Origin of the sequence: Sulfitobacter sp. EE-36 (genome assembly GCF_000152605.1) — a bacterium.
GTDB lineage: Bacteria > Pseudomonadota > Alphaproteobacteria > Rhodobacterales > Rhodobacteraceae > Sulfitobacter > Sulfitobacter pontiacus.
Genome location: NZ_CH959310.1, coordinates 350,139 through 368,379 on the forward strand (window position 1 = coordinate 350,139; position 18,241 = coordinate 368,379).

Below are 18,241 nucleotides of genomic sequence, written 5' to 3' on the forward strand. Positions count from 1 at the left end.
TTTCAAATTGGGCGGTGGGTTGAACACCCACCCTACGGTTTGGGTAGGGCGGGGTTATCCCCGCCGTCCCAGTTATTGCAACGCGCCAGTTACGCGAATTTCGCTTGGATCTCGTCAGAGATGTTCTGCGGAACAGGTTCGTAGTGCGAGAACTGCATGGTGAAGTTCGCACGACCCGACGACATCGAACGCAGCGTGTTGATGTAGCCGAACATGTTGGCCAGCGGCACCTGTGCGTCGATCGCGATTGCGTTCCCGCGTGTGTCCTGACCCTGAACCTGACCGCGACGCGATGTCAGATCGCCGATGATCCCGCCTGTGTAGTCCTCAGGGGTGATAACTTCGACCTTCATGATCGGTTCGAGCAGTTTCGCACCAGCTTTGCGCATGCCTTCGCGCATACCCATACGGGCCGCGATTTCAAACGCCAGAACGCTGGAGTCAACGTCGTGGAATTTACCGTCGATCAGAGCAACCTTGAAGTCGATGACCGGGAAGCCCGCCAAAGGACCGGAGTCCATGACCGAGTTGATCCCTTTTTCGACGCCCGGGATGTATTCTTTCGGAACGGCACCACCAACGATGCGGCTCTCGAAGGAATAGCCTTCGCCTGGCTCGGTTGGCATCAGGATCATCTTCACCTCGGCGAACTGACCGGAACCACCGGACTGTTTCTTGTGGGTGTAGGTGATTTCTGCTTCGCGCGAGATGGTCTCCCGGTAGGCAACCTGAGGCGCACCGATGTTCGCTTCAACTTTGAATTCACGACGCAGACGGTCCACCAGAATGTCGAGGTGAAGTTCGCCCATGCCCTTCATGATGGTCTGGCCGGATTCCAGATCCGTTTCAACGCGGAAGGAGGGGTCTTCTGCAGCCAGACGCGCCAGACCGGTGGACATCTTCTCTTGGTCAGCCTTGGTTTTAGGCTCAACCGCGATTTCGATAACCGGATCTGGGAAGGTCATTGTTTCAAGAACAACAGGGTCGTTGACGGCGCAAAGCGTGTCACCGGTTGTTGTGTCTTTCAGACCTGCCAGCGCGATGATGTCGCCCGCGAACGCTTCTTGAATTTCTTCACGATCGTTGGAGTGCATCATCATCATACGACCGACGCGCTCTTTCTTACCTTTGGTGGAGTTCAAGAGCGTGTCGCCCTTGTTCAGCACACCGGAGTAGATGCGGGTAAAGGTCAGCGAGCCAACAAAGGGGTCGTTCATGATTTTGAACGCCAGACCGGAGAAGGCCATGTCGTCATCCGCACGGCGTGCGATGTTACGGGTCTCTGTCTCGTCGCCTGGTTTGAAGCCCATGTAGTCAACAACGTCCATCGGGGATGGCAGATAGTCGATAACAGCGTTCAACAGAGGCTGAACACCTTTGTTTTTGAACGCGGAGCCGCAGAGTACGGGGATGAACTTGATCGCCAGTGTCCCTTTACGGATCAGACCGCGCAGGGTGTCAACGTCAGGCTCTGCGCCGTCCATCAGGTAGTTTTCCATGGCTTCGTCATCCATCTCGACCGCAGTCTCGATCAGATGCGCGCGCCATTCGTCGGCCAGGTCTTTCAACTCGGCACGGATTTCGCGTTGTTCCCAGCTCGCGCCAAGATCTTCACCGGCCCAGACCCATTCTTTCATGGTAACCAGATCGATCATGCCTTCCAGCTCGGTTTCGGCACCGATCGGGATTTGGATCGGCGCAGGTGTCGCACCGGTACGGTCTTTGATCATCTTCACGCAGTTGAAGAAGTCAGCGCCGATTTTGTCCATTTTGTTGACGAAAACGATGCGTGGAACCTTGTAGCGGTCCGCTTGGCGCCAAACGGTTTCGGTCTGGGGCTCAACACCGGCGTTGGCGTCAAGAACAGCAACCGCGCCGTCAAGAACGGCCAGCGAACGTTCAACTTCGATGGTGAAGTCAACGTGGCCGGGGGTGTCGATGATGTTCATCCGGTACTTGGTGTCGGATGTCGCGTCGGCTGTTGGCTCTTCCTGGCGCTGCCAGAAAGTTGTCGTCGCAGCGGAGGTAATTGTAATACCGCGTTCCTGCTCCTGCTCCATCCAGTCCATCGTGGCGGCACCGTCGTGCACTTCGCCGATGTTGTGGGACTTACCAGTGTAAAACAGGATCCGTTCGGAGCAGGTTGTTTTGCCTGCGTCGATGTGGGCCATGATGCCGAAATTGCGGTAGCGTGAGAGCGGATAGTCGCGTGCCATTGGGCTGCTTCCTCGAATATATCTGAAACGGATAAATCGCGCCCCGGGGTGGGACGCGACGGGAACGGCTTATGCCGCCCGAATTACCAGCGGTAGTGGCTGAACGCTTTGTTCGCGTCGGCCATCTTGTGGGTGTCTTCGCGCTTCTTAACAGCAGTACCGCGCGATTGAACAGCGTCCAGAAGCTCACCGGCAAGGCGCTCTTCCATGGTGTTCTCGTTGCGGGCGCGGGACGCTTTGATCAACCAGCGGATCGCCAGTGCTTCGCGACGCTCGGGGCGCACTTCGACAGGAACCTGATAGGTGGCACCACCAACGCGGCGCGAACGCACTTCGACGGACGGCTTGATGTTGTCCAGCGCTTCGTGGAAGACTTCGATGGGCGCGCGTTTGATTTTGTCTTCAACACGGTTCATCGCGTTGTAAACGATACGCTCCGCAACCGACTTCTTACCGTCGATCATCAGGTTGTTCATGAATTTGGTGAGAACCAGATCACCGTACTTGGCGTCTGGCAGTACTTCGCGTTTTTCAGCGGCGTGACGACGTGACATTTAAAGCTCCTAATTGTCAGTTGCCGAGGCAGGTTTGGTCCAGTGCGTCTGGTGCATATTGCACCCCGATCGCCCGGCGCTCAGTCTTACTCGGCTCACTCCCTTACGGGAAAACATGGCGGGCGGCGGGATCCGGCATCGTGTATCCGCGATGCGCGACCCCAAACCGACCCAAATTACTTTGGCTTCTTTGCACCATATTTGGAGCGACGCTGCTTACGGTCTTTAACGCCTTGCGTATCGAGAACACCGCGCAGGATGTGGTAGCGCACACCGGGAAGGTCTTTTACACGGCCGCCGCGGATCAGAACAACGGAGTGTTCTTGCAGGTTGTGCGATTCACCCGGGATGTAGCTGATGACTTCGAAACCGTTGGTCAGGCGCACTTTGGCAACCTTACGCATGGCCGAGTTCGGCTTCTTAGGTGTGGTGGTGTAAACACGTGTACAAACGCCGCGCTTTTGCGGGCATTCTTGCAGGTGCATGGATTTCGAACGTTTGATTTTAGGCTGGCGCGGTTTGCGGATCAGCTGTTGGATCGTTGGCATTCCGGTTTTATCCCCGTTTAGCTCACATAAGTGGTGCAGCGGGGCGGACCCCATTGCGGTTTCAAATTCGGTCACTTCGCACGTCCACGAAGCCTATCTTTCGCCCTACACCACTGGCGCAAAGCAAAATCACCGCAGCGTTCCCGTACCGAGGAAAACGAAGCGGTGGGGTAACAGAGGATCGAGTCAGCAGTAGACCGGATCGTGACCACAGTAGATATGATGTCGGCAAAGCAGGGCGACCCCCGCATCCGAGATAAGGGGCGTATAGGCAGAGTCGTCCACGCTGTCAACAGCCCCCGCCCCCAAGCCGCCCATGGCACGCCAAACGGGTATTCCGCCTTGCAAGATACCCCGGCTACCGCGCATATTTATGCCACATTATTCGGACAGGGCGGATCACGATGCAGGTACTTGGGCTATGCCGCTTTTCCTATCCGGCGCTTGGCGGGTTTCAGGTCGGGCATGACACCACCGCTGATCGTATCGCCTACCTTTATGATCCCGCGCGGCTTGAGGAAAGGTTCCGCCTGTTCGAAACCGTCGCGCTGCCCTGCCTGATGGCGCAAACAGACCCGGATTTCGAAATGATCGTGCTGGTCGGCGATCGCTTTCCCCGTATCCATATGGAACGGCTAAAGGCCTTGCTCGCCCCCCTGCCCCAAGCGCGGATTGTGGTAGAGCCGCCGCGCCCGCACCGCGAGGTGATGAAGGAAATTCTGAACAAGGCCCGCCACGCGCGCTCTGAACCCTGTGTGCAATTCCGCTTTGATGACGACGACGCGATTGCAGTCGATTTCGTGGCCAAGTTGCGTAAAGCTGTTGATGACGCCGCCCCGCTACTGGTCCAGCACAAATCCGTCGCGCTTGACTGGAACAAGGGCTACGTGGCCGAGTTCGGCGCGGATGGTATCACGGCGACCCCGTCGTTCCGGCCGTTCTACACCGCGGCGTTGGCAATGTTCGTGAACGCGGGGTGTCCACTTACGATCATGAACTTTGCCCATGACAAGCTGCCCCGCTTCATGCCTGCGCTGAGCTTTCCCGACCCTGCAATGTATGTCCGCGGCCACAATGGATTTAACGATTCACGCCAAAAGAATGCACGGGCGGTCGACCTATCCCCACTCAGCCCCGAGGAAGAGATCCTGTTCAAGGACCGCTTTTCCATCGACATCGACACTGTGCGCCGCGTCTTTGCCAAAGGTTAAAGCGGCGGCAACGGGCGGGTAGTGATGCGTTCACGGTAGAGTGTGAACAGCCCCGTCGCAGCGACGATAGATGCCCCAGCGAGCGTTGACGGCACCGGCCAGTCACCGAACACCAGCCACCCGAGGATCAACGCCCAGATCAGACCTGTGTAGCGGAACGGCGCGATGAACGATACGTCGCCTACCCGCATCGTCTGCACGCTGAAATAATACCCCATCAGCACAAAGACCGCGGCCGCCGTAATGGCGATCCAATGCGCGGAAGAGACCGGAGCCCACGGCGTGGTGAACTGCGCGAAGGTCGAAAACCCCGTCACGGCCAGCACAGCGGCGAAGGTCACGGTCATCGACGGCACCTCTTTCGACAGGCGGCGGGTGCTGAGGTCGCGCACAGTGACAAAGAACACCGCGATCAGCGCGTAGATCGACCAGATGTTGAAGCCCTCGGTGCCCGGCTTGACGATCAGCATCACGCCAAAAAACCCCACAAGGATCGCAGAGAAGCGCCGCCAGCCGACCTTTTCGCGATAGACCAGCGCCGCGCCCAAAGTCACCGTCAGCGGCAGGGATTGCAGAATAGCGCTAAGGTTCGCCAAGGGCATATTGAACAACGCGGTCACAAAGAAAAAGCTCGCCCCGACTTCGGCACCAGACCGGATTGCGACCAGTTTCCAATCGCGCCGGCTAAGACGCAGGTGCATCGGGCCGAGCCGCCCCCATAGCATCACGATCAACGAGATAGAGATCACACCGCGCAAGAACAGCAGCTGGAACAGAGGCACGGCCCCGCCCGTGGTTTTGGTCATCGTGTCGTTCAACACAAAGGCCGCCATAGAGCCCATCATGAAAAGTGCTCCGGCAAGGTTTGGCGACATCGGGTGGCTTTCAGTTTGTTAGGTTGGCTTATCATTGGCGCAAGCCGCGGTGGAAAACCAGCCCACCTGCGCAAAATTTCGACGCTATTTCATCCCCCTACCCCACAACGAAAAACCCCCGCCGATCTCTCGGCGGGGGCTCTGTTCGTCAGCTATCAAGCCTAGGCTTAGCTGCGGCTTTCGTCGTCGCTGGGGACGTTGTCGAAAACATCGCCACCAACGACATCGTCGGCTGTAGGCTCGGGCGCGGCCAGACGTGCTGCGGCTTCGGCTTCTTCGCGACGGGCCTCGATGACCACGTTGTCACGATCTGTCGCAACCTTGCGCATCTGCTGCGTCGCACCACCGGTACCGGCTGGGATCAGACGGCCCACGATGACGTTCTCTTTCAGGCCAACCAGCTTGTCGCGCTTACCCTGGACCGATGCTTCGGTCAGAACGCGTGTGGTTTCCTGGAAGGACGCCGCCGAGATGAAGCTGCGGGTTTGCAGCGACGCCTTGGTGATCCCCAGCAGGATCGGTTCGCCCTGCGCAGGACGTCCGCCTTTGGACAGCGCTTTGGCACAGGCCTGGTCGAACTCTTGCTTGTCGACGTGTTCGCCTTTCAACAGGGTGGTATCACCGCTGTCCTGGACTTCCCACTTCTGCAACATCTGACGCACGATCACTTCGATATGCTTATCGTTGATCTTAACGCCCTGCAGACGATAAACATCCTGCACTTCGTCGATCATGTAGTCAGCCAGCGCTTCGACACCCATAATCGCGAGGATGTCATGCGGCGCAGGGTTGCCGTCCATGATGTAGTCACCCTTCTGGACAAAGTCACCTTCCGCAACGGGGATGTGCTTACCCTTAGGCACCATGTATTCGACCTTGTGATCCGGATCCTCGGACGACTCGATCGAGATACGACGCTTGTTTTTGTAGTCCTTGCCGTAGCGGACGTACCCGTCGATCTCGGCGATGATCGCGTGGTCTTTGGGGCGACGTGCCTCAAAGAGTTCAGCAACACGTGGCAGACCACCGGTAATATCCTTGGTCTTGGCACCTTCACGCGGGATACGCGCAACGATGTCACCGGCCTTGATTTCAGTCTGGTCCTCAACGGACAGAATGGCATCAACGGACATTGGGTAGGTCACCGGGTTGCCCGCATCGTTGCGGACCGGCTCGCCATCGGCATCCACCAGAATGATTTCCGGCTTCAGCTCATTGCCTTTGGGTGCTGCACGCCAGTCGATCACGATCTTCTGTGTCATACCGGTTGCATCATCGGTTTCATCCTTGACCGCGATCCCCGACGTCAGGTCGACGAACTTGGTCATACCGGATTTCTCCGCGATGATCGGCAGCGTGTAGGGGTCCCATTCGAACAGCTTGTCGCCGCGCAGGATCGACTGACCCTCCTTGACGAACAGCTTGGTCCCGTAGCCAACCTTGTGGCTGGCGCGCTCGTCGCCGTTATCATCGACGATGGCAAGCTTCATGTTCCGGCCCATTACCATGATCTCGCCTGCGGCGTTCTCAAGGGTTTGAGCGTTCTCGAACACAACCTTACCGGACTGCGATGCCTCGAGGAAGGACTGTTGGCCACCCTGCGCAACACCACCAATGTGGAATGTACGCATGGTCAGCTGCGTGCCGGGTTCACCGATCGACTGAGCAGCGATAATGCCGACAGCTTCGCCTTGGTTCACCAGCGTACCGCGTGCAAGGTCACGACCATAGCACATGGCGCAGACGCCCTCTTCGGCCTCACAGGTCAGCGGGCTGCGGATCCGTGCGGATTGAACAGCCGCTTCGTCGATGATGTCAGCCAGACGTTCGTCGATCACAGTCTGCGCAGGCACCAACACTTCGTCGGTCCCGGGGCGAAGGATGTCATCCGCCGCAACGCGACCCAACAAACGTTCCGCCAGCGAAGAGACGACCTCACCATCGTTCACAGCCGCTTCGGCCGTGATCGCGGTTTCGGTGCCACAGTCATGCATACGAACGATACAATCCTGCGCAACATCCACCAGACGACGGGTCAGGTAACCCGAGTTCGCTGTTTTCAAGGCGGTATCCGACAGACCCTTACGGGCACCGTGGGTGGAGTTAAAGTACTCCAGAACGGTCAGACCTTCTTTAAAGTTCGAGATAATCGGAGTCTCGATGATGTCGCCGTTCGGCTTCGCCATCAGACCGCGCATCCCGCCCAGCTGTTTCATCTGTGTGACCGAGCCACGGGCACCGGAGTGCGCCATCATGTAGACCGAGTTCGGCTCCATCACCGCGCCGTCATCGTTGCGACGTTCGGCCGAAATGGCCCCCATCATCGCGTCGGTGACCTTGTCGTTACACTTGGACCAGGCGTCGACGACTTTGTTGTACTTTTCACCCTGAGTGATCAGGCCGTCCATGTACTGCTGTTCAAAGTCTTTAACCTGCTCGCGCGTTTCGTCCACCAAGGTCCACTTGGTTTCCGGGATCAGCATGTCGTCCTTGCCAAAGGAAATGCCGGCACGGAAAGCTTCACGGAAGCCCATGGTCATGATCTGGTCACAGAAGATAACGGATTCTTTCTGACCACAGTAGCGGTAGACCGTATCGATGACCTGCTGCACTTCTTTCTTACGTAGCAGACGGTTCACCAGATCGAACGGCGCTTTGGCGTTCAGCGGCAGCAACGCGCCAAGGCGGATACGGCCCGGCGTGGTGTCGTAACGCTTCATCACCTCGTTGCCTTCGGCATCGATCTGTTTGATCCGCGCCTTGATCTTGGAGTGCAGGTGGATCGCACCGGCACCAAGCGCATGCTCGACTTCCTCGACAGAGCCGAACACCATGCCTTCGCCCGGCATGCCTTCGCGTTCCAGGGTCGTGTAGTACAGACCCAAGATCATATCCTGCGACGGAACGATGATCGGCGCGCCGTTTGCAGGCGACAGAACGTTGTTGGTCGACATCATCAGGACGCGTGCTTCCAGCTGTGCTTCCAGCGAAAGCGGCACGTGCACAGCCATTTGGTCGCCGTCAAAGTCAGCGTTAAAGGCGGAGCAGACCAGCGGGTGAAGCTGGATCGCTTTACCTTCGATCAGTACCGGTTCGAACGCCTGAATGCCCAAACGGTGCAAGGTAGGCGCACGGTTCAGCATGACAGGGTGTTCGCGGATCACTTCGTCGAGGATGTCCCACACTTCGGGACGCTCTTTTTCAACCAACTTCTTGGCTTGCTTCACAGTGGAAGACAGACCTTTGGCTTCAAGACGCGAGTAGATAAACGGCTTGAACAGCTCGAGCGCCATCTTCTTGGGCAGACCGCACTGGTGCAGCTTCAGTTCGGGGCCGGTCACAATGACCGAACGACCGGAGAAGTCGACGCGCTTACCCAAAAGGTTCTGACGGAAGCGACCTTGCTTACCTTTCAGCATGTCGGACAGCGACTTCAGCGGGCGCTTGTTTGCACCAGTGATGACGCGGCCGCGACGGCCGTTGTCGAACAAGGCATCGACGGATTCCTGCAACATCCGCTTTTCGTTGCGGACGATGATGTCAGGCGCGCGCAGTTCGATCAGACGCTTCAAGCGGTTGTTCCGGTTGATCACGCGGCGATACAGGTCGTTCAGATCCGACGTCGCGAAACGGCCACCGTCCAGCGGCACCAGCGGGCGCAGCTCTGGCGGGATCACCGGAATGACGGTCATGATCATCCACTCGGGCCGGTTGCCGGACTCGAGGAAGGATTCAACGACTTTCAGACGCTTGATGATCTTCTTGGGCTTCAGTTCGCCGGTCGCCTCTTTCAGATCGGCACGCAGCTGGTCCGCTTCGGCTTCCAGATCGATGGCGGCTAGCATTTCGCGGATCGCTTCGGCACCGATATTGGCGGTGAACGCGTCCATGCCATAGGCATCCTGCGCGTCCATATACTCTTCCTCGGTCATCATCTGACCATAGGTGAGATCCGTCAGACCGGGTTCGATCACAACGTAGTTTTCAAAGTAAAGAACACGTTCCAGATCGCGCAGGGTCATGTCCAGCATCAGGCCGATGCGCGATGGCAGCGACTTGAGGAACCAGATGTGCGCAACAGGCGACGCCAGCTCGATGTGGCCCATACGCTCGCGACGGACCTTTTGCAGCGTGACTTCGACACCACATTTCTCGCAGACAACGCCGCGATACTTCATGCGCTTATATTTGCCGCACAGGCATTCGTAGTCTTTGATCGGGCCAAAAATACGCGCGCAGAACAGGCCGTCACGCTCTGGCTTGAACGTCCGGTAGTTGATGGTCTCGGGTTTCTTGATTTCACCGAACGACCACGACAGTATCCGCTCTGGCGATGCCAGAGAGACCTTGATTTCGTCGAACGTCTTCATCGGCGCGACGGGGTTGAACGGGTTGTTTGTCAGTTCCTGGTTCATCTTAAATCCTTAGATAAGTCTCGAAAGCGGAGAGAGTGAGGTGTTTCCTGCTTCGGGAAACGGTCCGGGGTTTATGAAAACCCCGGCGCGTGCCTCACTCGTCTTCCTCCGCATCCAGGAGTTCCATGTTCAGGCCAAGACCGCGTACCTCTTTCACAAGTACGTTGAACGATTCCGGAATACCGGCTTCGAAGTTGTCTTCGCCTTTGACGATGCTTTCATAGACCTTGGTCCGTCCGGCCACGTCATCCGATTTCACAGTCAGCATCTCCTGCAGGGTGTATGCAGCGCCGTAAGCTTCCAGAGCCCAGACCTCCATCTCACCGAAGCGCTGACCACCGAACTGCGCTTTACCGCCCAATGGCTGCTGGGTGACCAGCGAGTATGGACCAGTTGAACGCGCGTGGATTTTATCGTCCACAAGGTGGTGCAGTTTCAGCAGGTATTTCACGCCGACGGTCACCGGACGCGCAAACTGCTCGCCTGTGCGGCCATCAAACAGTACCGACTGACCGGAGCTGTCGAAACCGGCCCGTGTCAGGCTGTCGTTCACATCCGCTTCCTTGGCACCATCGAAAACCGGCGTGGCGATTGGGACACCGCGCGCAACGTTCTTGGCGGCGTCCAGCAATGTTTCCTCGTCCATACCCGAGATGCCTTCTTCGTAGACATCGTCGCCATAGGCGTGGTGCATTGCTTCGCGCACAGGTGTCAGATCACCGGAGCGTTTGTATTCCTGCAGCGCCTCGTCGATGTTGATGCCCAGGCCACGTGCGGCCCAACCCATGTGGGTTTCAAGGATCTGACCGACGTTCATACGCGACGGAACACCCAGCGGGTTCAAACAGAAGTCGACCGGCGTACCATCCGCGAGGAACGGCATGTCTTCCATCGGTACAACCTTGGAAATAACACCTTTGTTGCCGTGACGACCGGCCATCTTGTCGCCCGGTTGCAGCTTGCGCTTCACCGCGACGAAGACTTTGACCATCTTCATCACACCCGGGGGCAGATCGTCACCACGACGGACTTTTTCGACTTTGTCCTCGAAACGTGCATCCAAGGTCCGTTTCTGGATCTCGTATTGCTCGTTCAGGGCTTCGACGATCTTGGCATCATCTTCGTCGGCCAAAGCCAACTGCCACCACTGACCGCGCGACAAGGATGCCAGCAGGTCTTCGGTGATTTCAGAGTTTGCCTTGACGCCTTTCGGGCCTTTGACAGCCGTCTTGCCGATGATCATCGACTGCAGACGCGCGTAGATGTTGCGGTCAAGAATGCCAAGTTCGTCGTCCCGGTCACGGGCCAGACGTTCGACTTCTTCACGTTCGATCTGCAGCGCACGTTCGTCTTTTTCAACGCCGTGACGGTTGAACACGCGGACTTCAACAACGGTACCGAAATCACCGGGCTTCACACGCAGCGACGTATCGCGCACGTCCGAGGCTTTCTCACCGAAGATGGCGCGCAGCAGTTTTTCTTCTGGCGTCATCGGGCTTTCGCCCTTGGGAGTGATCTTGCCGACGAGAATGTCACCGGGTTCAACATCCGCGCCGATGTACACGATGCCCGCCTCGTCGAGGTTGCGCAGCGCTTCTTCACCGACGTTCGGAATATCGCGTGTGATTTCCTCTGGCCCCAGCTTTGTGTCACGGGCGGCGACTTCGAATTCCTCGATGTGGATCGAGGTAAACACGTCGTCACGCGATACACGTTCAGAGATCAGGATGGAGTCTTCGTAGTTGTAGCCATTCCAGGGCATGAACGCGACGACCACGTTCTTACCAAGCGCCAGTTCACCCATATCGGTCGATGGACCGTCCGCGATAACCTGACCCTTTTGAACCGTCTCGCCCACTTTCACCAGCGGACGCTGGTTGATGCAGGTGTTCTGGTTCGAACGCTGGAACTTGCGCATGCGGTAGATGTCTACACCCGCGTCGCCCAATTCAAGATCTTCGGTGGCGCGGATAACGATACGGCTGGCGTCGACTTGGTCGATGATACCACCGCGTTTCGCCATATAGGCAGCACCGGAATCCCGTGCGACGACTTCTTCGATACCTGTCCCCACCAGTGGTGCTTCGGCTTGAAGCAAAGGCACCGCCTGACGTTGCATGTTCGAGCCCATCAAGGCCCTGTTCGCATCGTCGTTTTCAAGGAACGGGATCAAGGACGCAGCGACCGAGACCAACTGTTTCGGCGAAACGTCGATCAGATCGACATTCTCGGAAGGCGACAGCGTGTAGTCACCGGATTTCCGTGTCGACACCAGATCGTTGACGAACTTCATGTTCTCATCAAGGTTCGCGTTCGCCTGCGCCACGGTGTGACGCATTTCTTCGGTCGCGGACATGTACTGCACGTCATCGGAAACAACACCGTTCGTTACTTTACGGTAGGGTGTTTCGATAAAGCCGTATTTGTTTACGCGGGCGAATGTTGCCAAAGAGTTGATCAGACCAATGTTCGGACCTTCGGGCGTTTCAATCGGACACATACGACCGTAGTGGGTCGCGTGAACGTCACGCACCTCAAAGCCGGCACGTTCGCGTGTCAGACCACCTGGCCCAAGCGCGGACAGACGACGCTTGTGCGTCACCTCGGACAGCGGGTTGGTTTGGTCCATGAACTGCGACAGCTGGCTGGAGCCGAAGAATTCACGTACCGCGGCAGCCGCCGGCTTCGCGTTGATCAGGTCTTGGGGCATGACAGTGTCGATCTCGACCGAGGACATACGTTCCTTGATCGCACGCTCCATCCGGAGCAGGCCGACGCGGTACTGATTTTCCATCAGCTCGCCAACGGAGCGTACACGACGGTTCCCAAGGTGGTCGATGTCGTCGATGTCGCCACGGCCGTCACGCAGATCAACCAGCGCCTTGATACAGGCGACGATGTCGTCACGGTCCAACGTGCGCTGCGTGTCTTCTTTGTCGAGCGCAAGACGCATGTTCATCTTCACGCGGCCAACCGCGGAAAGGTCATAGCGATCCGCATCAAAGAACAGCGTGTCGAACAGGTTCGACGCGGCTTCGACTGTGGGCGGCTCGCCCGGGCGCATCACACGGTAGATGTCCATGAGCGCGGTGTCGCGGTTCATGTTCTTATCTGCCGCCATGGTGTTACGCATGTAGGGGCCGACGTTGATGTTGTCGATGTCGAGAAGTGGGATCTCGGTGATGCCCGCGTCGATCAGCTCTTTCGCTGTACCGCCGATGAGCGTGCCGTCTTTATCGTGCTCGAGCGTCAGCTCGTCGCCCGCTTCGACATAGATCGCGCCGGTTTCTTCGTTGATGATGTCACGCGCGGCGAATTTGCCCGCGATGTGACCGAAGGGCAGCAGCAGTTCTGTCACTTTGCCTTCGTCGATCAACTGCTTCACGGCACGAGGTGTAACCTTCTTGCCCTTCTCGAACAGGATCTCGCCTGTCGCGGCGTCAACCAGATCATACGATGGACGTGTGCCCCGCACACGGTCTGGGAAGAAAGGAGCAACCCAGCCTTCGCCGTCTTTCAGCGTATAGTTCACGGTGTTGTAATACGCGTTCATGATCGCTTCTTGGTCAAGGCCAAGCGCGTAGAGCAGCGTTGTTACAGGCAGCTTACGGCGACGGTCGATGCGCGCGAACACGATGTCTTTGGCGTCGAATTCGAAGTCGAGCCACGACCCGCGGTATGGGATGATGCGGCAAGCAAACAGCAGCTTACCCGAAGAGTGGGTTTTGCCTTTGTCGTGGTCAAAGAAAACGCCGGGCGAACGGTGCATCTGGGATACGATAACACGCTCTGTACCGTTCACAACAAAGGTACCGTTTGGCGTCATCAGGGGCATGTCGCCCATGAACACGTCTTGTTCTTTGATGTCTTTTACCGATTTCGCACCGGTGTCTTCATCCACATCAAATACGATGAGGCGCAGCGTCACCTTCAAAGGCGCGCTGTAGGTCATGTCACGTTGCTGACATTCCTCGACATCGTATTTGGGTTTTTCGAGCTCGTACTTGACGTATTCAAGCACCGACGTCTCGTTGAAGTCCTTGATCGGGAAAACCGACTGGAACACGCCTTGGATGCCGTCACCGTCTGTCGGTGTTTCCGCATCGCCGGAGCGCAGGAACAAATCATAAGAGGATTTTTGAACCTCGATCAGGTTCGGCATCTCCAGCACTTCGCGGATTTTGCCATAGTATTTACGTAGACGTTTCTGGCCAAGGAAGGTTTGCGCCATGTGTCTGTCACCTTTCGTATCTCTTGCCGAGCTCGCCATCACCGGGGCCGTGATGCGCGCCCATAAGAGCGGTAAATCCTGATCAATTCTTGAGGCACGTCCCACCGTACCTCTTCCGACCACTAGGACCTATCCAGAGAAGCATTTCGCGCGAAATACTTTTCAAAACAGATCAGGCTGGACAGGGAATTCCCCGTCCAGCCTTAATTTTTATGGGCTTACCCAAAGCTTTACAAACTTCGGTCTGCTTTCATCAAGCAAAAACAGCACCCAGATCTAATGGCTTAGGCCAGTTCGATCTCTGCGCCAGCTGCTTCCAGCTTGGCTTTGATGTCTTCGGCTTCGGCTTTGTCGATGCCTTCTTTGATCTTGCCGCCAGCTTCAACCAGGTCTTTGGCTTCCTTCAGGCCCAGACCGGTGATGCCGCGAACTTCTTTGATCACGTTGATTTTGGATGCGCCGGCGTTCTTCAGAACGACGTCGAATTCAGTTTTCTCTTCAGCAGCCGCGCCTGCATCGGCAGGGCCAGCCATCATCACTGCGCCGCCAGCTGCGGGCTCGATGCCATACTCGTCTTTGAGGATGGTTTTCAGTTCTTGTGCTTCCAGCAGTGTCAGACCAACGATGTCTTCTGCCAGTTTTTTCAGATCAGCCATGTTTAGCTCTTTCCGTTAACGATATGTGTGTTCCAACGCGAGTGTTCAACCCTGCGCCAGCTTGACGATATTGCTTTACGCAGCCGCCTTGTCCTCGATGGTGGACAAGATGGAAGCGATGTTGCTTGCAGGTGCGCCAATGGCCCCGGCGATGTTGGAAGCAGGTGCGCCCAGCATACCCGCGATGGTGGAGATAAGCTCCTCCCGCGAAGGCATCTTGGACACGGCTTCAACACCGGCGACATCCAGTGCGTTCTCACCCATTGCGCCGCCGAGAATGACAAACTTTTGATTCTCTTTAGCGAATTCCTGAGCGACCTTGGCAGCTGCCACGGGGTCTTCGGAATAGGTCAGAACGGTCATACCCGTCAGGAGATCTGCAATGCTTTCGCATGGCTTTCCGTCTAGGGCAATTTTGGCGAGCCTGTTTTTGGCAACACGCACGGCCCCGCCCGCAGCGCGAGCGCGCGCACGAAGGTCCTGCATATCAGCAACTGTCAGGCCGACGTAGTGGCTTACCACAACGACGCCAGAGCTTTCGAAGATTTGGCCGAGCTCTTCGACCAACTGTTCTTTCTGGGCTCTATCCACAGTTTCACTCCAAATCTGGGGGTTACCCCCCGGCTCAATTAAGTCCGCTTACGCGAACAGTCTTGGTCCATTTTACGGGAATAAGCCAAAATAGCCCCACGCTTACGCGAACGGTAATTCTTGCATCTCCCATCTCAGAAAGGAATTAAGGCTTGCGCCACCCTTCGTCTCGGACAGAAGACTCACCATGCGATGCATAGTGAATCGAGGGCTTCTTAGGGAATGCAGCGCGGAATGCCAAGGGGAAACTCGACTTTCTTGCGCCGACTTTAGGCTAATCTGTTTCAAACACCATCAAACCGCGTTTATCCGGCCGGTTTCCGCATAAAAAATCCCCGCATCGGATGACCAATGCGGGGATCTGATCGCAGACGCAGGGCTGCGCCTATCGCTGGACCTTACTCGGTTACAGCGTTGTCGACTTCTACAGTCACACCTGGGCCCATTGTGGAGCTCAGCGCGATCTTTTTCATGTAGGCACCCTTGGAGCCGGTAGGCTTGGCTTTGGATACAGCGCCAACAAAGGCACGTACGTTTTCAACCAGCTTGGCTTCGTCAAAGGACAGTTTACCGATGCCAGCATGCACAACGCCGCCTTTTTCAGCTTTGAACTGAACCTGACCGCCTTTAGCAGCTTCAACAGCTTCTTTGATGTCCATTGTAACTGTGCCGACTTTTGGGTTTGGCATCAGGTTACGTGGGCCGAGAACCTTACCAAGACGACCAACGATGGGCATCATGTCAGGTGTCGCGATGCAGCGATCAAAGTCGATCTTGCCGCCTTGGACAGCTTCCATCAGGTCTTCGGCGCCAACGATGTCGGCACCTGCTGCTTGTGCTTCGTCAGCCTTGGGGCCACGGGCGAATACAGCAACCCGAACGGATTTACCGGTGCCGTTTGGCAGGCCGACAACACCGCGAACCATTTGGTCGGCGTGACGCGGGTCAACACCGAGGTTCATCGCGATTTCGATGGTTTCGTCAAATTTTGCGGTTGCGTTGGCTTTGATCAGGGCGACTGCTTCTTCAACGGTCAGATCTTCTTTGCCTACGAATGCTTCGCGTGCGGCGCGGGTGCGTTTTCCGAGTTTTGCCATCTTACTTAACCTCGATGCCCATGGAGCGGGCAGAGCCCAGAATGATTTTCATCGCGGATTCAACATCCACAGCGCTCAGATCGGCCATTTTGGCTTCTGCGATTTCGCGCAGTTGCTTGGTGGTCACGGTGCCGACGGTCTCGCGGCTTGGTGTTTTCGCGCCGGAGTTAACCTTGGCAGCTTTCTTCAGGTAGTAGGACGCGGGAGGCGTCTTGATGTCCATGGTGAAGGACTTGTCCTGATAGTAGCTGATCACGGTCGGGCAAGGGGCACCTGGCTCCATGTCCGCTGTCTTGGCGTTGAACGCCTTACAGAATTCCATGATGTTGATACCGCGCTGACCCAATGCGGGGCCGACGGGTGGGGATGGGTTCGCTTGACCCGCTTTAACTTGCAACTTCATCGTACCGACGAGTTTCTTGGCCATTGGCCTTCTCCTTTTAATGTCGGTGAACTTTCGTTCACCCTATACAACCACATCGCGATGTGGCCGCTTGCTAGCGTGGTGCGGTTGGGCGGCGCGCCGCTGTCCCCTCCCACAAACGAACGGTGTTGCCACCGTATGGCGGGTCGCCCCGCCAATCGCTCAGACCTGCTTGTTGACCTGAGTGAATTCCAATTCGACCGGTGTTTCCCGGCCAAAGATCGACACCGACACCTTGAGGCGCTGGTTCTCGTCGTCGACCTCTTCGATCATACCGTCGAAGTCTTCGAACGGGCCGTCCGCCACTTTGACCTTCTCACCCACTTCGAAGTGGATCAGCGTGCGTGGTGCTTCTTCGCCCTCTTGGACGCGGCCCAGGATCGCGGTGACCTCGGCGTCACGCATCGGCATCGGACGGCCCTGCGGCCCTAGGAAACCGGTGACGCGGTTGATCGAGTTGATCAGGTGATAGCCGCGATCGGACATCTCCATATGAACCAGCACATAGCCGGGCATAAAGCGACGCTCTGTCGTAACTTTCTTGCCGCGCCGGACCTCGATCACCTCTTCGGTGGGGACCAGCACTTCGTCGATTTGGTCCTCAAGCTCTTGCTCGGCGACCGTGGTGCGGATTTGCTCGGCAATCTTCTTTTCGAAGTTCGACAAAACACTGACCGAATACCATCTTTTCGCCATCTGAACTTGGTCCCTGTCTTGTGATGCAGCAACGGCCACATCTAATTCTCGTAAAAACCAGCCTGTCGCAACATGCCGGCGGTGAACAAAAAATCGGCGCGCAACACGAATCGCCGCACGCCCCTCTTGATCAGGTCTGCGGGATAGCCCGCAATCGCACATGTTTCAAGAGGGCCACGGCGTTTTAAGGTGCCGCGCCCCTGGATCAGCCGAAGGCGGCCAGGATGTACTGCAACCCGCCACGGATGAGGATATCGACGATCGCAAAGAACACCGCTGTCAACGCGGCAAGAATGAACACCATAACCGTGGTGAGCATGACCTCGCGACGGGTGGGCCAGACGACCTTGGATACTTCGGAACGCACTTGCTGGATGAACTGAAGCGGGTTGACTGTGGCCATGTCGGTTTTCCTGTATACGAACGATTGTGGGGATGTATCTGTCAAAAGCGCTGAATTCAAGGCTTCATATCAAGCTCGCCTACTGGCGAAGCTGGTACACCAAAGTGCGCGTTCTCACATGTGTTGAGATTGGCAGGGGCTGAGGGACTCGAACCCACGACCCTCGGTTTTGGAGACCGATGCTCTACCAACTGAGCTAAACCCCTATGCCGAGTGGTGAGGTAGTCGATATTCGCTGGGGGATCAAGGGCAGATAGACGCATTGCGCAGGAATAATGTCGCCCGCCTCCAAGCCACGAAAAAGGCCGCCCCGATTGGGAGCGG

The 18,241-nt window shown here is 56.9% G+C and carries 13 protein-coding genes and 1 tRNA gene; 1 reads left to right on the forward strand and 13 read right to left on the reverse strand.

What is annotated here, in order from left to right; all coding sequences use genetic code 11:
- Positions 1-89: 89 nt before the first annotated feature.
- The 3 genes from fusA to rpsL all read right to left on the reverse strand — a co-directional run bounded on the left by fusA (position 90) and on the right by rpsL (position 3,318).
- Positions 90-2,216: an elongation factor G gene (fusA, locus tag EE36_RS04335; RefSeq protein ID WP_005849854.1), complete on the reverse strand. Its 2,127-nt coding sequence runs from the start codon at positions 2,214-2,216 to the stop codon at positions 90-92.
- 83 nt (positions 2,217-2,299) lie between these two features.
- Complete coding sequence (gene rpsG / locus EE36_RS04340; protein WP_005849857.1) at positions 2,300-2,770, reverse strand: 30S ribosomal protein S7; 471 nt, start codon at positions 2,768-2,770, stop codon at positions 2,300-2,302.
- Between the two features lie 176 nt (positions 2,771-2,946).
- On the reverse strand, positions 2,947-3,318 hold the full coding sequence (gene rpsL, locus EE36_RS04345) for a 30S ribosomal protein S12 (protein WP_005849863.1): 372 nt from the start codon (positions 3,316-3,318) through the stop codon (positions 2,947-2,949).
- 404 nt (positions 3,319-3,722) lie between these two features.
- Here rpsL and EE36_RS04350 point away from each other — a divergent pair, with 404 nt between their 5' ends.
- Complete coding sequence (locus EE36_RS04350) at positions 3,723-4,529, forward strand: putative rhamnosyl transferase (RefSeq protein ID WP_005849865.1); 807 nt, start codon at positions 3,723-3,725, stop codon at positions 4,527-4,529.
- Here EE36_RS04350 and EE36_RS04355 read toward each other — a convergent pair.
- From EE36_RS04355 to EE36_RS04400, 10 genes are all read right to left on the reverse strand, one after another.
- Positions 4,526-5,404, reverse strand: a complete 879-nt coding sequence (locus tag EE36_RS04355) for a DMT family transporter (RefSeq protein WP_005849867.1) — start codon at positions 5,402-5,404, stop codon at positions 4,526-4,528. The genes EE36_RS04350 and EE36_RS04355 overlap by 4 nt on opposite strands.
- 167 nt (positions 5,405-5,571) lie before the next feature.
- Positions 5,572-9,819, reverse strand: coding sequence for a DNA-directed RNA polymerase subunit beta' (gene rpoC / locus EE36_RS04360; RefSeq protein WP_005849869.1), 4,248 nt, complete (start codon positions 9,817-9,819; stop codon positions 5,572-5,574).
- A 94-nt stretch (positions 9,820-9,913) separates the two neighbouring features.
- Positions 9,914-14,050, reverse strand: a complete 4,137-nt coding sequence (gene rpoB, locus EE36_RS04365) for a DNA-directed RNA polymerase subunit beta (protein ID WP_005849870.1) — start codon at positions 14,048-14,050, stop codon at positions 9,914-9,916.
- 284 nt (positions 14,051-14,334) lie between these two features.
- Positions 14,335-14,706, reverse strand: coding sequence for a 50S ribosomal protein L7/L12 (rplL, locus tag EE36_RS04370; protein ID WP_005849872.1), 372 nt, complete (start codon positions 14,704-14,706; stop codon positions 14,335-14,337).
- Positions 14,707-14,781: 75 nt separating this feature from the next.
- Positions 14,782-15,297 (reverse strand): 50S ribosomal protein L10, encoded by a 516-nt coding sequence (gene rplJ, locus EE36_RS04375; protein WP_037941629.1) that lies wholly within the window; start codon positions 15,295-15,297, stop codon positions 14,782-14,784.
- 398 nt (positions 15,298-15,695) lie between these two features.
- The gene (rplA, locus tag EE36_RS04380; protein ID WP_005849875.1) at positions 15,696-16,394 is read right to left on the reverse strand and encodes a 50S ribosomal protein L1; all 699 of its coding nucleotides are present in this window, start codon (positions 16,392-16,394) and stop codon (positions 15,696-15,698) included.
- Position 16,395: 1 nt separating this feature from the next.
- A complete protein-coding gene (gene rplK / locus EE36_RS04385; RefSeq protein WP_005849876.1) occupies positions 16,396-16,821 on the reverse strand; it encodes a 50S ribosomal protein L11 in 426 nt (141 codons plus the stop codon).
- A gap of 159 nt (positions 16,822-16,980) precedes the next feature.
- Positions 16,981-17,514: a transcription termination/antitermination protein NusG gene (gene nusG, locus EE36_RS04390; RefSeq protein ID WP_005849878.1), complete on the reverse strand. Its 534-nt coding sequence runs from the start codon at positions 17,512-17,514 to the stop codon at positions 16,981-16,983.
- A 205-nt stretch (positions 17,515-17,719) separates the two neighbouring features.
- Positions 17,720-17,917, reverse strand: a complete 198-nt coding sequence (gene secE, locus EE36_RS04395; protein ID WP_005849880.1) for a preprotein translocase subunit SecE — start codon at positions 17,915-17,917, stop codon at positions 17,720-17,722.
- Positions 17,918-18,047: 130 nt separating this feature from the next.
- Positions 18,048-18,123: transfer RNA gene (locus tag EE36_RS04400), tRNA-Trp, on the reverse strand.
- Between the last annotated feature and the right edge of the window lie 118 nt (positions 18,124-18,241).